At 71.0% G+C, this 15,733-nt stretch carries 13 protein-coding genes and 1 pseudogene; 5 read left to right on the top strand and 9 right to left on the bottom strand.

Annotation, left to right across the window (positions count from 1 at the left end; translation table 11 throughout):
- Positions 1-48: 48 nt before the first annotated feature.
- On the bottom strand, positions 49-627 hold the full coding sequence (locus ACIBK9_RS03740) for a shikimate kinase (protein WP_397154922.1): 579 nt from the start codon (positions 625-627) through the stop codon (positions 49-51).
- Positions 628-701: 74 nt separating this feature from the next.
- On the opposite strand from ACIBK9_RS03740, the gene ACIBK9_RS03735 reads away from it, so the two are divergent.
- Together ACIBK9_RS03735 and ACIBK9_RS03730 are read left to right on the top strand one after the other, a co-directional pair.
- Positions 702-1,727: an ATP-binding cassette domain-containing protein gene (locus ACIBK9_RS03735; RefSeq protein WP_397154920.1), complete on the top strand. Its 1,026-nt coding sequence runs from the start codon at positions 702-704 to the stop codon at positions 1,725-1,727.
- On the top strand, positions 1,724-2,560 hold the full coding sequence (locus ACIBK9_RS03730; RefSeq protein WP_397154918.1) for an ABC transporter permease: 837 nt from the start codon (positions 1,724-1,726) through the stop codon (positions 2,558-2,560). Before ACIBK9_RS03735 ends, ACIBK9_RS03730 begins: the two co-directional genes overlap by 4 nt.
- Before the next feature lie 1,680 nt (positions 2,561-4,240).
- Here ACIBK9_RS03730 and ACIBK9_RS03725 read toward each other — a convergent pair.
- A pseudogene (locus ACIBK9_RS03725) lies at positions 4,241-5,479 on the bottom strand (ATP-binding protein); the annotation flags it as partial.
- A gap of 323 nt (positions 5,480-5,802) precedes the next feature.
- Here ACIBK9_RS03725 and ACIBK9_RS03720 point away from each other — a divergent pair.
- Positions 5,803-7,395 (top strand): FAD-dependent monooxygenase, encoded by a 1,593-nt coding sequence (locus ACIBK9_RS03720; protein ID WP_397154916.1) that lies wholly within the window; start codon positions 5,803-5,805, stop codon positions 7,393-7,395.
- Between the two features lie 16 nt (positions 7,396-7,411).
- Here the strand turns inward: ACIBK9_RS03720 and ACIBK9_RS03715 are convergent, their stop codons facing one another.
- The 4 genes from ACIBK9_RS03715 to ACIBK9_RS03700 all read right to left on the bottom strand — a co-directional run bounded on the left by ACIBK9_RS03715 (position 7,412) and on the right by ACIBK9_RS03700 (position 10,728).
- On the bottom strand, positions 7,412-8,032 hold the full coding sequence (locus ACIBK9_RS03715; protein WP_397154914.1) for a DedA family protein: 621 nt from the start codon (positions 8,030-8,032) through the stop codon (positions 7,412-7,414).
- A gap of 96 nt (positions 8,033-8,128) precedes the next feature.
- Positions 8,129-9,166: a CU044_5270 family protein gene (locus ACIBK9_RS03710; RefSeq protein ID WP_397154912.1), complete on the bottom strand. Its 1,038-nt coding sequence runs from the start codon at positions 9,164-9,166 to the stop codon at positions 8,129-8,131.
- A complete protein-coding gene (locus ACIBK9_RS03705; protein WP_387672142.1) occupies positions 9,163-9,735 on the bottom strand; it encodes an RNA polymerase sigma factor in 573 nt (190 codons plus the stop codon). The genes ACIBK9_RS03710 and ACIBK9_RS03705 overlap by 4 nt, the downstream gene beginning before the upstream one ends.
- A gap of 282 nt (positions 9,736-10,017) precedes the next feature.
- Positions 10,018-10,728 (bottom strand): hypothetical protein, encoded by a 711-nt coding sequence (locus tag ACIBK9_RS03700; RefSeq protein WP_397154910.1) that lies wholly within the window; start codon positions 10,726-10,728, stop codon positions 10,018-10,020.
- Between the two features lie 70 nt (positions 10,729-10,798).
- Here ACIBK9_RS03700 and ACIBK9_RS03695 point away from each other — a divergent pair, with 70 nt between their 5' ends.
- Positions 10,799-11,632: a TetR/AcrR family transcriptional regulator gene (locus ACIBK9_RS03695; RefSeq protein ID WP_397154908.1), complete on the top strand. Its 834-nt coding sequence runs from the start codon at positions 10,799-10,801 to the stop codon at positions 11,630-11,632.
- Between the two features lie 432 nt (positions 11,633-12,064).
- Here ACIBK9_RS03695 and ACIBK9_RS03690 read toward each other — a convergent pair whose 3' ends face one another.
- From ACIBK9_RS03690 to ACIBK9_RS03680, 3 genes are all read right to left on the bottom strand, one after another.
- Positions 12,065-12,919, bottom strand: coding sequence for a hypothetical protein (locus tag ACIBK9_RS03690; protein ID WP_397154906.1), 855 nt, complete (start codon positions 12,917-12,919; stop codon positions 12,065-12,067).
- Positions 12,920-13,279: 360 nt separating this feature from the next.
- Complete coding sequence (locus ACIBK9_RS03685; RefSeq protein WP_397154904.1) at positions 13,280-13,684, bottom strand: hypothetical protein; 405 nt, start codon at positions 13,682-13,684, stop codon at positions 13,280-13,282.
- Positions 13,685-13,928: 244 nt separating this feature from the next.
- A complete protein-coding gene (locus ACIBK9_RS03680) occupies positions 13,929-14,195 on the bottom strand; it encodes a hypothetical protein (RefSeq protein WP_397154902.1) in 267 nt (88 codons plus the stop codon).
- 266 nt (positions 14,196-14,461) lie between these two features.
- On the opposite strand from ACIBK9_RS03680, the gene ACIBK9_RS03675 reads away from it, so the two are divergent.
- Positions 14,462-15,118 (top strand): DUF6461 domain-containing protein, encoded by a 657-nt coding sequence (locus ACIBK9_RS03675; protein ID WP_397154900.1) that lies wholly within the window; start codon positions 14,462-14,464, stop codon positions 15,116-15,118.
- The last annotated feature ends 615 nt before the right edge of the window (positions 15,119-15,733 follow it).

The raw sequence follows: 15,733 nt of genomic DNA, 5'->3' as shown, positions 1-15,733 counted from the left end.
AGGAGAGAAAGGCCGTCCTGGGCGCCTGACCGCCGTCGGCTCCGAGCGCTAGCCGGTTCCGCATGCGGTCAGGAGGCGGGCGAGGGTCTGGTCGGGGGTGTCCGCGTCGGTGTGCAGGACGGTCGTGGCCAGGGTGCGGTTGCCCGGGTCGCGCACCCACTCCGCGAGGAAGTCGTGGCCGTCGGCGCTGATCCAGTCGGTCTGCTTCGTGGCCAGGCTGCGCCGCCGCAGGACCTGGACGGATCGTTCCTCGTCCGGACAGGGCAGCACCAGCACCACGTGCTCGACGGCGGCGAGGGCGGCCCGGACGCGCCGGAACAGCTCCGGCCGCGTGTAGTGGCTGTGGCCGGCCCCGAGGGCGACGATCGCGTCCGGGTGGTCGGCCACCGCGCGTTCCACGGCATGGGCGCGGGCCGGCTCCCACTCCCGTTCGGCCGCGACCCGGCCGACGGCCCGGATCCGGGAGCGCAGCCGGTCCATGTCCCAGCCTGCCTCGGCGTAGTAGTCGGCGCCGATCGCGTCGATGTCGACGAAGCGCCGGCCCGTCGCCGCGGCCATGCCCTCGCCCAGGGTGCTCTTGCCCGCCGCGGCGGGACCGATGAGGATCATCCACGGCGATTCACGCATCCGTACATTCTCCTCGGCAACCGGTGAAACCTTGTCGAGGGCGCCATGAAACCGGCGTCCCCGACACTGGAGCCATGAGCATCACAGAACTCGGGCACACCGGGGTCGGCCCGCCCCCCAGAGCGGCCACCGAGGCGGCCGTACACGCCGAAGGGCTGGTGAAGACGTTCGGCGCACACCGGGCCGTGGACGGGATCGACCTGGACGTACGCACCGGCGAGATCTTCGGCGTCCTCGGCCCCAATGGCGCGGGCAAGACCACCACCCTCCGCATGCTGGCCACCCTCCTGAAGATCGACGCCGGCCGCGCCGAGATCTTCGGGGTGGACGTGGCCGCCAACCCGCACGTGATCCGCCAGCTCGTCGGCGTCACGGGCCAGTACGCCTCGGTCGACGAGAACCTGACCGCCCGCGAGAACCTCTGGCTGTTCAGCCGCCTCCAGGGCATCGCCAAGCCGCGCGCCCGGCGCATCGCCACCGAGCTGCTGGGCCAGTTCGGCCTGGAGGACGCGGCCGACAAGCCGATCTCGCAGTTCTCCGGCGGCATGCGCAGGCGCCTGGACCTGGCGGTCAGCCTGATCACCAGACCGCCGCTGATCTTCCTGGACGAGCCCACCACCGGCCTCGACCCCCGCACCCGCGGCCAGATGTGGGACGCCATCCGCGACCTGGTCTCCGACGGCTGCACCGTGCTGCTGACCACCCAGTACCTGGACGAGGCCGACCAGCTCGCCGACCGCATCGCCGTCATCGACCACGGCCGCAAGGTCGCCGAGGGCACGCCCGACCAGCTGAAGAGCGCGGTCGGCAACTCGACCCTGCAGTTGCTGCTCGCCGAGCCGGACGAGGTGCCCGCCGCCGTGGAGGTCGTGCGGCGCGTGCTCGGCTCCGACCCGGTGCTCAGCCCGGAGCAGGGCCGCCTCAACGTCGCGCTCGACCAGGCCGACCTGGCCGCCGAGGTGCTGATCGCCCTGCGCACCGCCGGGGTGTCGATCTCGTCGGTGAGCGTGGCCAAGCCCAGCCTGGACGAGGTGTTCCTCGTCCTGACCGGCCACGGGACGGACGACGACGCCGCGACCGGCACGGAGGAGAACCGATGAGCACCATGATCGCCCCCACCCGCGAGACGGTAAGGGCCGCCGACCGCGTGGAGGCCGCGCGGCGGCGCGTGACCCTGGCGGAGACCGTCAGCCAGACCCTGTCGATGGCCTGGCGGGCGCTGAAGAAGATGCGCCGCAACCCGGAGCAGTTCTTCGACGTGGCGCTGCAACCTCTGCTGTTCACCGCGATGTTCGCCTACATCTTCGGCGGCGCCATCGCCGGCGACGTGCAGAACTACCTCCCGCTGATGATCCCCGGCATCCTCGCCCAGACCGTGCTGACGACGTGCATGGCGACGGGCACGCAACTGCGCGAGGACATGGAGAAGGGCGTCTTCGACCGGTTCAAGTCGTTGCCGATCGCCCGGATCGCGCCGCTCGCCGGCCCGATGGTGGCCGACCTGCTGCGTTACACGATCGCGGCCACGCTGACCTTCGGCATGGGCGTGCTGATGGGCTACCGGCCGGGCGGCGGGGTGGGCGGCGTGCTGGCCGCGATCCTGCTGGCGATCTTCACGGGCTGGTCGCTGGCGTGGATCTTCACCTGGGTCGGCACGATCGCCCGCAGCGCCCAGGCCGTGCAGGGCATCTCGATGATGATCCTGTTCCCGCTGACGTTCCTGTCCAACGCGTTCGTCCCCGTGGAGACCCTGCCGGGGTGGCTGGCCGCGTTCGTCCGGGTCAATCCGGTCTCACACCTGGTCACGGCCACCCGGGACCTCGCCAACAACGCCCTCGTCAGCGGCGAGGTGGCCTGGACCCTGCTGGCGTGCGCGGTCGTCATGGCGATCTTCGCGCCCCTGTCGGTGCGCAGCTACAAGCGGCACATGTGAGCGCCGCCGGTCATGGCCGAAGACCTGATCGACGTGCCGCCGGGCCTCGTCGAGCAGGTCAGGGCCGCGCCGGTGGCCGTACTCGGCCCGGACGGCCGCGAGCGTGCCCGGCGCGGCCCGTTCCGCGTGCGGCTCGATCAGCGCGAAGTGCATGCTCGGCATCGTGCTGTTGTACGAGAACCGTTCGGCCAGCACCAGCAGCCTGATCGCGTCGCGCGCCGCCACGGCCTGCCGCAGCAGCCCCCATGTCCCGAGCGCGAACAACATCGAGCCGCACACCGGGAAGTCGAGGACCGGGTTCGTCACGATCAGCAGGTCGTAGCCCCGCGCGGCGGCGAACAGCTCCGCGCCGTACCGGACCTCCCGCGGCCCGGCGTGGTGGGCGTACGCCGTCAGCGCGATCGACTCCGCGACGACCGACCACGACGTGGCCCCCTCGTACGGCACCCCCGGCGGACGCAGGTCGCGCGCCCGCTCGACCGCCCTGCGGTAGTGCACCAGCGCCGCGGACGTCTCCCCGCGGGCGAGGGCGATCTCGGCCGCGCAGAGCGAGTCGATCGCCGCGCCGCCGAGCACGGTGTCGCCCTCGCTGATCCCGTTGATGCCGGCCAGTTCGGCCTCGGCGGCGTCGAGATCGCCGTCGGCCAGCGCCGAGATCAGCAGGACCGAGCGGAGCTGGGCCTCGTCGTCGACGGCGCCGAGCCGGCGCAGCACCGGCAGCGCGGTCCGGGCGTGACCGACCGCCCGCCCGCGGTCGCCGAGCTGCATGAACAGCTGGGCCAGCACGGCGTGCGCGACCGCGCCGATCCACGGGCCCTCACTGTCGCGGAGCAGCGACAGGGCCTGCTCGGCGGCCCCGATCGCCTGGTGCACCTCCCCGACGTTCTCCAGGACGTGGATGCTCGCCTGCGCCGCGGCCAGCGCCACGTCGCGGTCGGGGCTGCGGCGCAGCTCCAGGAGCTTGCGGTGGGCGTCGTCCCGGTCCCACGCGAGCGCCACCGTGGTCATGGCCCCCAGGCGGGGATCGGTCTCGCCGGTTCCCGGCAGCTCCTCAAGGAGCAGGCGCAGGGGATCGTGGGCGCGGTCGGTCACGGCGATGGTGTTCATCAGCGTGATCAGCAGGGCGGCCCTGGTCACCTCGACGAGCGGCGGTGGCGGCGTCCAGCCCTTGAGCGCCTGGCCGATCGCCTCCCGGTGGACGAAGATCCGGGTGTGGTCGCCGCGGATCGACCACAGCGAGCCCACACCGGCCAGCAACTGGACCGTCGCGGCCGGGTCGGGCTCGCCGAGTGCCTGCCGGAGCAGGTCGGCGAGGTTGCCCTCCTCCGCGCGCAGCGCGTCGACCGACTCGTACTGCCCCGGGCCGAACAGCGTGTAGGCGTGTGCGAGGGCGTACGCCGTGGCCCACTTCCGCTGCGCCGCGCGTGCCGCCGCCTCCTCGCCGGCCTCCTTCAGCCGCAGCCGCCCGAACTCCCTGACGGTCTCCAGCATCCGGTAGCGCAGGCCGTACGCCGTCTCGCGGACGCCGAGGATGGACTGCTCGGTGAGCGCGTCCACGACGGCCAGGGCGTCCGGGCCGAGTACGTGCTCGGCGGCGGTCAGCGTGAACCCGTCGCCGAACAGCGACAACCAGCGCCAGGCCCGCCGTTCGGGCTCATCCAGCAGGTTCCACGACCAGTCGATCACCGCGAGCAGCGTCTGGTGGCGGTCGGGGGCCGTCCGGTTGCCGCCGCGCAGCAGGGCGAACCGGTCCGCCAGCCGCCGCGCGATCTCCTCGACCGACATCACCCGTACCTTGACCGCGGCCAGCTCGATCGCGAGCGGCAGCCCGTCGAGGCGGGCGACGACCTCGGCGACCGCGTCCTCGCCGATCCGCACCCCGGGGCGGGCGGCCGTGGCGCGCTGCCGGAACAGTTCCGCCGCGTCCTCGGCGAGCAGCTCGCCGAGCAGGTAGACGCGTTCGGCCGGGATCGACAGCGGGGCGCGCGAGGTGGTCAGCACCCGCAGGTCGCGGGTCGTCACGGTCAGGAACGCCACCAGGTCGGCGACGGCCTCGATCACGTGCTCGCAGTTGTCCAGGACGAGCAGCGCCGGAGCCTGGTCGAGATGCTGGGCGATGCGGGCGCGCACGTCGGCGCGCTGCCCGGCGGTCAGGATCCGGCGCCCGCTGACCGAGTCGCGGACCCCGAGCGCCGACCCCACCTCGCCCACCACGCCCTCCGGCGAGGAGACGCCGACCAGCTCGATGAAGTGCACGACGGGCTGCGCGGCGTTCCGGCCCGCCACATGGGCCAGCCGCGTCTTGCCCAGGCCGCCGGGGCCGACGACGGAGACCACCCGGTTGGTCTGCAACAGGGCGTGGACGGCGCGGATGTCGTCCTCGCGGCCGAGCAGCGAGGAGCCGTCGAACTGGAGGCCGACGCGCACCGGCCGGTCCGCGGCGAGGAGTTCGGCGTACACGCGGGCCAGCTCGGGGCCGGGTTCGGTGCCGAGCCGGGCGATCAGGCCCGAGCGGTGGCGTTCGTAGCGCTCCAGCGCGGCGGCGGCGCCGCGGACGGCGGCCTCGCTGCGCAGCAGGCAGGTCAGCAGCTCCTCGTCCTGCGGCCGGTCGGCCGCGGCCTCCTCCAGCAGCGGCAGCGCGGCCCCGTGCGCGCCGCCGCGGGCGGCCGCGATCGCCGCCACCCGCCGGGCCTCGGCCGCCTGCCGCGCCGCGACGGCGCGCAGGTCGGCCAGCGCGCCCGTGGCGCCGTCGGGGCCGCCGGCCGCGACCAGGTCCAGGGCCTCCTCGGCACGGCGGCGCGCGAGCGCCGCGTCGTCCTGGCCCAGCGCGGCCCGCGCCTGCTCCACCAGCGTCCCCAGCAGCAGGACGTCGACCTGGCCAGCGGACAGCCCGAGCCGGTAACCGCGCTCAACGCGCACGACGACGTCGGGGCCGGTCGCGGCCCTGGTCCGGGAGACGACCACCTGCAGCGCCTTGGTCGGGTTGGCCGGCGCGCCGTCGGGCCACAGCTCCTCGACCAGCCGCTCGTCGCCGACGCCCGCGCGCCCGTGCAGGGCGAGCACGGCCAGCAGGGTGTGCGCGCGGTCGCCCACGACGCGCGCGCCGTGCCAGCGGACGCCGTCGAGGAGGACCAGTGCGGGAGACACATCCTCAGCTTACGGACGATTCACCGGCCCGCGCCGCCTCCCGCGCCCGCCCCGCCGCGACGACTCGGCCGGGCAAGCCCTGCTTACGATGAGGCGTGGATCGGCTGCGGAGCGTCCCCAGGGCGGACGGCGAGGTGGAGGTGCTGATCGTCGGCGGCGGGCCGGTCGGGCTCACCGCACGGGCGCTGCTGGACCGCTGGGGCGTGCGAACCCTGCTGGTCGAACGGCACCGAGAGCCGTCGCCCTTCCCGCGGGCCCGGCTGGTCAACGTGCGGTCGATGGAGATCTACCGCGGGCTCGGGCTCGCCGCCGGGATCACCGCCCACGCGTTCGCCCCCGAGTACGGCCGCATCCGCTTCCGCGACACGCTGTGCGGCCGCGACTTCGCCACGGCGGCGATGACCGGCATCGACGCGCCGGTGCCCGAGAGCCCCGTGACCGGCGTGGTCACCTCGCAGGACCGCCTGGAACCCGTCCTGCTCGCCGGGGCGGAGTCGCCGGCCTGCTTCGGCGTCGAGCTCGCCGGCCTGACCGAGGAGGCGGACGGCGTCGTGGCCGTCCTGCTCGGCGGACCCCGGCGCGGCGAGCGCACCCGGCTCCGCGTCCGTCACGTCCTCGCCGCCGACGGCGCGAACTCCACCGTCCGGCGCCTGCTGGGCATCGGCGTCACCGGGCCCGGGAGCATGGGCGGCTTCACCACCGTCGTGTTCGACGCCGACCTGCGCCGCTGGTGCGCCGACCGGCCCGCCGGGGTCTACTTCACCGCGCACGGGCTGTTCGCGCCGCTGTATCCGGAAGGAGGCTGGGCCTGGTTCGTCCCCACCCCGGACGACGGCCCGCACGCCGACTGGCCCGCCCTCCTCGCGCGTGCCCTCGGCGGCGTGCCGGCCGACGTCGTACGGATCCAGCACTGGGAGACCGACGCGTTCGTCGCCGAGCGTTTCCGCCACGGCCGGATCCTGCTGGCCGGGGACGCCGCGCACGCGATGCCCATCGTCGGCGGGCTGGGCATGAACACCGGCATCGCCGACGTGCACAACCTGTGCTGGAAACTGGCGGGCGTCCTGCGCGGGTGGGCCGCTCCCGGCCTGCTGGAGACGTACGAGGAGGAGCGGCGGCCGGTCGCCTGCCGGACACTGCGCCAGGCGGTGGCCAACACCGAGCTCATGCTCGACGTGCAGAACCGGCGCCGCGCCCAGCTCCGGCCCGGCCGGGCAGCGCCGGACCACGTCGAGCTGCCCTGGTCGGAGCGGTACTTCGCGCAGCTCGGCCTGGTGCTGGGCGGCACGTACCGCTCCGGCGCCGTCCTCGCGGGCGAGGGGCCCGAGCCGGAGCCGCCGGGCGCGGACTACGTGCCCAGCGCGGAACCAGGTCGCCGGATGCCGCACCTCTGGCTCACCCGCGACCGCTCGACCCTGGACACGTTCGGCGAATGGTTCACCGTGCTCACCCCGGACCCCGTCGCCTGGGCCGGGCCGGCGACGCCATGGCCGGTGCGCGTCGAGTCCCTGCCCGTGGAACATGCGGCGTTCTGCGGGATCACCGGGCAGGGAGCGCTGCTCGTCCGTCCCGACGGGCACGTCGCCGCCCGCTGGTCCGGCCCTCCGGCCGCCTCCACCCTCCTCGACGCCCTCGCCGCGTTGACCGGGCAGGACGCCCGAGCCGTCCGTCGCGCAACGCCTCCGTGACGACCGGCCCGCGCCGTCATCCGGCCTGTGCCGCATGCCGTCCCTTGCGCCGCTCGCCCAGCCGGACGCCCACGAAGACCAGCACGGCCAGCAGCACCACGGCGATGACCGCGTTGGTGCCCATGCCGACATAGGACTCCACCAGCGACCAGTTCTCGCCGAGCGCCCAGCCGGCCAGCACGAACACGGTGTTCCAGAGCAGGCTCCCGGCCGTGGTCAGGAGCGTGAAGACGCCCAGCGGCATACGTTCCACCCCGGCGGGAACGGAGATCAGGCTGCGGAAGATCGGGATCATCCGGCCGAAGAACACCGTCTTGCGCCCGTGCTTGTGGAACCACGCCTCGGTCCGCGCGATGTCGGAGACCTTCAGCAGCGGGAGCCGGGCGGCCAGCGCCAGTGTGCGCTCGCGGCCGAGCACCGCGCCCACCCAGTACAGCGCCAGCGCCCCGATCACCGAGCCGGCCGTGGTCCACAGCAGCACGGCGGCAAGGTTCATCGCCCCCTGGGAGGCGGTGAAGCCGGCCAGCGGCAGGATCACCTCGCTGGGCAGGGGCGGGAACAGGTTCTCCAGCGCGATCGCGATCCCCGCTCCCGGCGCGCCCAGCAGCTCCATCAGGTCGATCAGCCATTCCGTCATGCGTCAGAGACTAGGAACGATCAAGGGGGGGCCACCATGAGGCAGGTGGCCGTTCGGGGGTGCGGGAAACCACACCCCCCGCTGCCCTCGTCGGGACTAGCTGCCGGTGCACCACTGCCCGCTCTTGAACTTCTCCTCGATCTCGACGTCGGGCGCCGAGTCGGCCACCGAGATGTCGAGTTGCGCCGTGGCGGCCACCAGGGTGCCGGCCGGCGGCTTGGCCACCTTGGCCGCCTTGGCGTCGACCACCACCTGACGGTCGCCGAGCAGCGCGTAGGTGTCCCTGTCGAAGATCAGCTCCCAGCGCAGCCCGTCCGGGCTCGTGAAGCCCACGCCGACGCCCTCGCGGCCCGCCGCGTCCTGCACCTCCTCGTCGATGGTGATGCCGGGGAACGTGCTCAGGGCCTGGTACAACGCGCTGCGCTGCGCGGCCGGCAGGTACGTCTGCCACAGCAGCTCACGTGCGGCGAGGAAGGCGAGGAACGGCGTCAGCTTCTCCGCCTTGGGCTTCCACATGGCGTCGAGGTGGGCGCGCATGCCGGCCGGGTCGGTCGGCAGGTTCTTGATCGTCGGGTAGTCGCTCTTGAAGTCCTTGCAGTAGACGATGGGCTGGATCTTGGTTCCCATGTCCTTGTAGGCGGACTTCGGGATCGGTTCGCCGGCATAGGCCAAGGGCTCGATGGGTGTCTGCTTGCGCACGCCGTCGGCGTACTGCCCTGGCCGCCGCTCGCCCGCTCGCAGCCAGATGGTGTTCTTGTAGCGCCGGTAGTAGTGCTCCTTGGACTTCTCGTAGGGCATCAGGGAGTAGTCCATCGTCTGCAGGGTCTTCACCACGATGTACTGGTCGTCGCGCGGCTCGATCTCGTCGGCCGCGGCCTTCGCCGCGCGGTTGAGCACTTCGGCGGCCGACAGCAGCTTCATCTCGTGAGGTGGGTTCGAGGGGGACGGGGCCTGCACCGCGACCACGCCGACGGCCACCGCCAGCCCTCCGGCGAGGGCGAAGGCGTACGGCCTGCGCCAGGCCCACCGGGACCGTCCCGCTCTGAGCAGCCGATCCCTGGCCATGGCCTTGGTGCCGGGGTCGTAGGGCGCCACTCCCGGCCGGACCTCGTTGATCAGGTCGAACTCGTTCATCGGGGGTCCTCCAGGACGTTGCGAATCTTGGCCCGGATCCGGGACAGACGGGAACGGACGGTGCCCACCGGGATGTCGAACGCCTGAGCCGCCTGCTCGTAGGACAGTTCGGCCCAGGTGACCAGGAAGAGCAGCTCGCGTTCCGCCGAAGAGAGCCTGGCCAGCGCGTCGGCCAGGCGGGGACCGAGCCGCTGGGCGTCGATCCGGTCGATGCTGCGCTGCTCGAAGGGGTTGTCGTCGTGACCCGGCATCCTGGCCAGGGCCCGCAGCCTGCGCACCTCGGTACGGCGGTGTTTGGCGATCAGGTTGGCGGCGATGCCGTACAGCCAGGGGGCGGCGTCCGGTCTGGACAGGTCGTAGCGGGACCGTTTTCGGAACGCCGCGAGGAACGTCTCGGCCGTCACGTCGTCGGCCGCGGCGGAGTTCTCCTGGCCGAGCCGTCTGGTGGCATATCGGTGGATCTCATCCGCGTACCTGTCGAAGAGGCCCGCGAACCGATCGGGGTCGGCCAGCGACTCCTCGATGAGGGCGGCGTCCGTGATGGCCGCCACCGGGGTGAGTCCTCTCATGGGGGGAAGTCCTTCCACAGGGCGCATTCGCACCCTTCACCACAGACTCACCCGCACCGGGCTTTCGGTTCCATCGCTACTCGGGGGAGTTCGGCGCGTGGGAGTTCAACGGATTCCGACCCGCTTCAGCCTGCTTGAGCAGAATCCAACCTGCTTCAGCTTGCTTGAGCGGAATTCGACCTGCTTGAGCGGGATCTGATTCGCTTCAGCGGGATCCGGCCTGCTTGAGCGGGATCCGGCCCGCCGAACTCGCCACGCGTACGTGCCTGTGCGTCGCCGCCGTCAGGCGAACCGCGGCGCCGGGACGACCCTCTTCCTCAGCGCCGCGACGCCGACGGCCGCCACCCAGATGGCGGCGATGCCGTTGAACATCGCGACCGCGCCCCAGCCGTTCGAGGCGTAGAACTCCGACGAGTTGAAGCCGAAGAACATCGACGGCACCCCGACCAGGTGCAGTGCGGCGATGCCGAACGACGACCAGCCGACCCACCGGGAAAGGGCGCCGGTGCGCAGCACCGCGTACCCGAAGGCGACACCGAAGACGACCAGCATCAGGTGGCTCATCGAGCCGTAGAGCAGGTAGGTGGGCACGGTGCGGGTCGGGTCGATCTCCTCGACGGCCTTGATGGCGCTGCTGCCCTCGATCCCCTTGGCGACCATGTCGATGATCGTCCACGCCACGCCGGCGGTGCCGGCGACCGCCCCGAACCATTCGTAGCGGGCGTCGGCCCGCGTGATGAGGGACCGGACGCCGCTCATGAACACCAGGAACAGCGTCAGCGCGCAGAAGTTGAAGAGCGTACGGGTGAGGATCAGCCAGTCCGGCATGAGGGCGCCGGTCTCGACACCGCAGGCCGGAGGGTCACACGCGGGCACGACGAAGTAGAGGGGGAGCTCGGCCATCGCGAAGACGGCGCCGAGGATCGCGGCCACGCCGATCCAGCGGCGAGCCGTGGGCGGGAGCTGAATCTGTGTAAGTAATGAAGTGTTCATGGCATGCACAGTAGCAACAACTGTGTAAGCCGTCTACTATTTCCTTCAGATCTTCGAGAGGATGCCGGCCATGACCCCACGCAAGAGCTCCGGACGCGACCTCACGCGAGACCGCGAGCCCGTGCCGGATCCCGGGCCCGCCGACGACGCAGACCTCGATGCGCTGCCGCCTGGCTTGGCCGCGGCCTGGGGCGTCGTCGACACAGGCGGGCGGCGCGGCCCCAAGCCGGCGCACAGCGTCGAGAAGATCATCGCGGTCGCGACCGAACTGGCCGACGAGGAGGGCATCGCCGCCGCCTCCCTGCCCAAGGTGGCCGCCCGGATCGGCGTGACCGCCAACGCGCTGTATCGCTACGTCAGCTCCAAGGAAGAGCTCATCGTGCTCCTGGCCGATCGCGCCTGGGGCGACCCGCCCGAGTTGCCCGACGGCGACTGGCGAGAGGCGGCCGCGCTGTGGTCACGCCGGCTGTTCGAGCGTTTCCTCTCCCGTCCGTGGCTGCTGGACGTGCCGACCACCGTCTCCCTGACCCCGCACAACGCGGCCTGGCTGGACGCCCTGATCACCGCGCTCGGATCGACCGGCATGGAGGCGCAGCTGATGCTGAACTGCGCGTACCTCCTCGACAGCCACGCCCGGTACGGCGCCAACCTGCGCCGCAACACTCCGACACCGGCCGCGTTGCGCCGCGCGAACCCCGACCAGCAGCGGGCGGTACGCGCGGTCCGCGTGTTCCTCGACGGCCAGCTCCGCTCCCGCAATCTGAACGCCGTCGCGGACGCGATCCAGGACCCGATGTTCCTCGCCGACGAACCTCCGCTCGACGGCTTCGAATTCGGCCTCGCCAGAATCCTCGACGGCATCGAGGCGTACGTCGCCGCAGCAGCAGGAACGCCGCAAGAGTAGGAACGCCGCAAGAGTAGGAACGCCGCAACACCCGGCCCGCCGGACATTCCGGTCGGCGATTGCGCCTTTGTTGTCGGCAGGGTCTCGGGCGGGCTGCACGCAGCCCGGCTCGAACTCGCCACGGAACGCTGACACATTCTGCGCGGCGAGGCCGACCCGCTCGCGCTCGCGCCGGACGAGGCGTCGTCGCGGGTCCGCGTCCAGGTGATCAAGGACGCTCCTGCCGGAAACAGCACATGACGCCGGGCCGGTTCTGCTCTCTTCACCACCGTCACGCCCTGAAGGGCGCGCCCCCGCGGCGGCCGACTGCGGCACCATCACGTACGAACAGCGTCAGGACCTCGGTCGGCTCAATCCAGCGAACGAGTGGATCGCAGGGCGCTGCGACCAGCCGTCCCCGCCGTCGCCGCCGCCGTTGTGCCGTTCGATCACTCAGGCTGACGCCAGGTCCTCGAACCCCGCCTTCAGCCAAGTAGTGCCCACGACGACGTGCAGCTCGCTGCCTCGCCCCAGCACGGCCGCCATCCTGGGAACCGGCCGTCCGTCGGGCATCACCAGCCGGGTGGGACGATCCACCGACAAGCCTTCTCCCTTGATGCTCCCGGTGACCACCCGGTGCCGATGTTCCGCATATCCGCCGACAAGCGCCACCCGGTCGCCGGCGACAACGAGCGCATGGGCGCCCCTCACCTGTGTGGACCAGCCGGCAACCGCGCCGGCTCGAACCCGCACAAGCGGAAAGTCGGTGTAGTAGTAGGCCCACGCTTCATTTCCCGACACGTTCAGCGCGTAGCAGTCGGAGATCGCGCCGAACTCACCGTCGTACGGATATCGCCACGCGGGAGCCAGGTCAGCCCCGAAGCGGATCAGCCCAGAGGATCCGATGGGGGCAGGACTGCCTTTCTCTCCCCACCCCAAGCTGCCGAACACGCCTTCGTCGTAATAGCTCACCCATATGTCGCCGGAAAGCGTCGTCTGCACGTCCGCGATTCCGTCTCCCAGTACGCCCTTTCGCAGGAGCTTTCCATCGGCATCGTAGACGGCGGCGTTGGACTCGGCCGCTCCGTCCCGCCAACGGCACCGCGCCCCCACCAAGAGCACGGCCCCGTCCGGCAGCGGCTGGACGTGGTTGTGCGCCTGTGAGTGCCGGGCGATGGAAACCGCCCTCGTCAGATGGGGGCGGTACGTGGCGACCTGTAATGCGGCGGGCGCAGCCGTACGAGATGCCCCATCGAGGGCGACAGTCTGTGCGGTGAGCGCATCGGAATTCTCCTGCGAGGCCCACACAACGACGAGTTCTCCCTTGGGGCCTGCCGCCGTACTCACCATCTCCGCGCCCCCGGATGGCGGAGCCAAGTCCGCGTGACGGCGCAGCCTCACAACATCTGTCTGTCGATTTCTCCCGCCGCGGCCTCGCATGGGAGACACCTTATTGATCGCACGGCGGAATCGCGCCCGAAATAAATCCCAGCCAGCGGGCCTCGCTCCTGAGACACCACTTCGGGACCGATCTCCATATCGCAAACGATCGACCCGACCATGTGGCATGGAACGACAGCGGGATCAGTAGCCGTCCCCGCATTCCGGCGAGCGCGGCCCGGCCGCGTGCCGCACCCAAGGCGCGGCGGCGATGCCTTCGAACAGGCTTCAGCGACGGGCTTTGCGCAACCCGGTGATCTGCAGCTCGGCGAACAGCCCCACGGCGAGGGCCTGCGCGATGGCCCAGGCGGCCCCCAGCGTGCTGAACCCGACGGCGCCGGTCACGACGGCCGCCACGCTGCCCAGGGTCCAGACGATGTTCAACGCGATGACGGCCCTGACGGCGTTCTGGCTGATCGCGGGACGCGCGGCCACCAGGCCGACGGCGGCGCCGTACACGAGCAGGAAGACCCCGATCTCGCGCAACAGCCCCGCACCCGGCCCGAGCAGGTCGCTCACGGGGCCGGCCAGGGTCAGGTACACCAGCCCGTTGAGGCCGGTGACGACGGCGTCCGCGACAAGAGCGAGACGCAGGAACTTGGTCCGGTCGGCGGTGATGGTGAGGGCGGTCATCTCGGCTCCTTCAAGTGCTCGTTTCGACACCTGAACAATGGCAGCACGCGCGTAAGGACCGCGATTACGCGTGAGGTAATGAGAACGGCGATCAGCTCGCCCACCTGAGCCAGGTCGCGGGCCTTTTGCGTGCGGTACTCGAACCCGAAACTTCTGATCCGTACCAAGAACGACGACGTCCACCACCATCCAGCGCCGACCATCAGGGCCCCAAGCCGCAGAGACGTGTTGTCAGTCCCCACGTCTACTGTCCAGCGCATGGCAGTCCCCGCGTTGGTACGCCGTTCTGCACACCTTCGACGCCGCCGGCCACCACCTCGGCTCCCGCATCGAGCCCACCGGCGCCGACGACCACGGCTCGGCCGTCGACCTCGCCGAGCAGCGACTGAAACACTGGCTCGACACGCTCACGGGCCTCCGCTTCGACGACATCGCCATCCGGCCCTTCCAGCAGACGTTCGACGGAGTGCTGTTCGGCCTCGTCATCGAGACCTTCGAAGGCGAAGAACACGCCGAGTTCTACCCGACCAACCTCGGCTTCTACGATCCATGGGACGGCCTGTACGACACCTGACCGCCTGAGCCGTGGACGCCCCGTCAGCGGCCTCTCGCCCTGCTCAGAGGGCAGATGCGAGTAGGTGGAGAGCCCCCCTGCAAGGCGCGGTGTTGCTGTACAGCACTTCCTCCGCATGGATCAGGACCCCATCAAATGTGGGCCTTCATCGAGGTGGCCGCGATCTCGACTGACTGTCGGTACGGCCTGCCACCATGACCCGCATGACGACAACCGACCCCTTGGCCCCGTTCCAGTGGCTCAACGTGCCCGAGGGCTTGGGCGGCGAGCTGGGTGTGATCTTCAGCGTGGCCTTCTTCCGCGGGCTCGACCCGGCGGAGGTGGTGCGTCGCTTCAGCCGCGGTGACAGCTTCGGCCAGGAGCCGGACTTCCGCGGGCTCGAGGGCAAGGCCGACGAGTTCGTCCTCGAGACGGACGGCGGGCTTGGCGGCGGCTACGTGGGCGTCTTCAAGGCCGGCGAGTGGTGCGTGGCCATCGAGCCCCACGGTTGGATGGTTACGTGCCACGCGGTGGTGACCGAGCTGTCGCAGGGTTGTGAGGTTGTGGCGGTCACCCGGCACGACTACGCCGACCACAGCTTCGCGTACGCGATCGACGGCATGTTCGTCACCGGTTACCAGCTGCGACACCCGTACGAGCGTTACGGCTCCGACCCTGACCGGCTCAACGGCTTCATGCGGGAGCTGGGCATGCGGCTCGACATGCCGGAGGACGAGGCTGCCTGGGACGCCGCTTGGGAGGACAACTACGGCACCGCCGTGCCAAGGGGCTTCGCCCTGGCGGCGAAGGTCACCGGGGTGCCGTTCAGGCCGGACATGCTCGACCGCCCCATGCTTGTGGGGCCCCTCGTGGGAGCATGATCGTTTCTGCGCCGCCCAGCAGTACCCGCTGCTCGGCGTACCACCTGACCGTCCCGGCGGTGCCACGGGGTTGCATCCGCGAAGGTCTGGGTCATGGGCGGGGTCCAACCGACCTTCCGCTGCTCAGACAGAGCAACCACCATGCTCGATCGATGAAGGCCGCGGTCAGAAGTGTGTGGGTGGTGCCGCAGCTGTGTCGCCGATGCAGACGTTGCTGCCCCGGCCGCGCGTCATCCGGCCGGCAGGCCCCACGAAGAAGGCCGCCGACAGCCGATCGCCCCAGCCTCGTATGGTGGTGCGATGTCCTGCCCACGTGGCAGACACTGTCCGGTGGCGGGTGATGGTGTTGCTGTACGAGGCTGATGTACACCACGTCAATGGACGCGACCAACGGGGCCCAGTCACCTCGTAGAGACCTGGCAACTCTAGCCAAGCAGTAGCTGCGGGCCGACAACGTGTGACCGGGTAAGGCGGCGTTGCTGTATCCCGCTGCTGTACTCAGCGCTCTTTCGGCGGCCTGGCCGTCATGATCTCAACGTCCGCCGTTTCCTTCGATCAGCTCGGTCACCCCGCCGAGAAAGCACCAGAGGGTCGGCGCTGCAAGGGCTAAGTAGC

This window comes from Nonomuraea sp. NPDC050227 (genome assembly GCF_044459705.1).
Lineage (GTDB): Bacteria > Actinomycetota > Actinomycetes > Streptosporangiales > Streptosporangiaceae > Nonomuraea.
The sequence above is the reverse complement of the archived record's forward strand: the minus strand, read 5'-3'. Positions and strand labels throughout refer to the sequence as shown.

Excerpts from the sequence above, each read along its gene's own strand:
- ACIBK9_RS03740 (WP_397154922.1), bottom strand. The coding sequence starts at position 627 with ATGCGTGAATCGCCGTGGATGATCCTCATCGGTCCCGCCGCGGCGGGC.
- ACIBK9_RS03735 (WP_397154920.1), top strand. The coding sequence starts at position 702 with ATGAGCATCACAGAACTCGGGCACACCGGGGTCGGCCCGCCCCCCAGA.
- ACIBK9_RS03730 (WP_397154918.1), top strand. The coding sequence starts at position 1,724 with ATGAGCACCATGATCGCCCCCACCCGCGAGACGGTAAGGGCCGCCGAC.
- ACIBK9_RS03715 (WP_397154914.1), bottom strand. The coding sequence starts at position 8,032 with ATGACGGAATGGCTGATCGACCTGATGGAGCTGCTGGGCGCGCCGGGA.
- ACIBK9_RS03710 (WP_397154912.1), bottom strand. The coding sequence starts at position 9,166 with ATGAACGAGTTCGACCTGATCAACGAGGTCCGGCCGGGAGTGGCGCCC.
- ACIBK9_RS03705 (WP_387672142.1), bottom strand. The coding sequence starts at position 9,735 with ATGAGAGGACTCACCCCGGTGGCGGCCATCACGGACGCCGCCCTCATC.
- ACIBK9_RS03700 (WP_397154910.1), bottom strand. The coding sequence starts at position 10,728 with ATGAACACTTCATTACTTACACAGATTCAGCTCCCGCCCACGGCTCGC.
- ACIBK9_RS03695 (WP_397154908.1), top strand. The coding sequence starts at position 10,799 with ATGACCCCACGCAAGAGCTCCGGACGCGACCTCACGCGAGACCGCGAG.
- ACIBK9_RS03685 (WP_397154904.1), bottom strand. The coding sequence starts at position 13,684 with ATGACCGCCCTCACCATCACCGCCGACCGGACCAAGTTCCTGCGTCTC.
- ACIBK9_RS03675 (WP_397154900.1), top strand. The coding sequence starts at position 14,462 with ATGACGACAACCGACCCCTTGGCCCCGTTCCAGTGGCTCAACGTGCCC.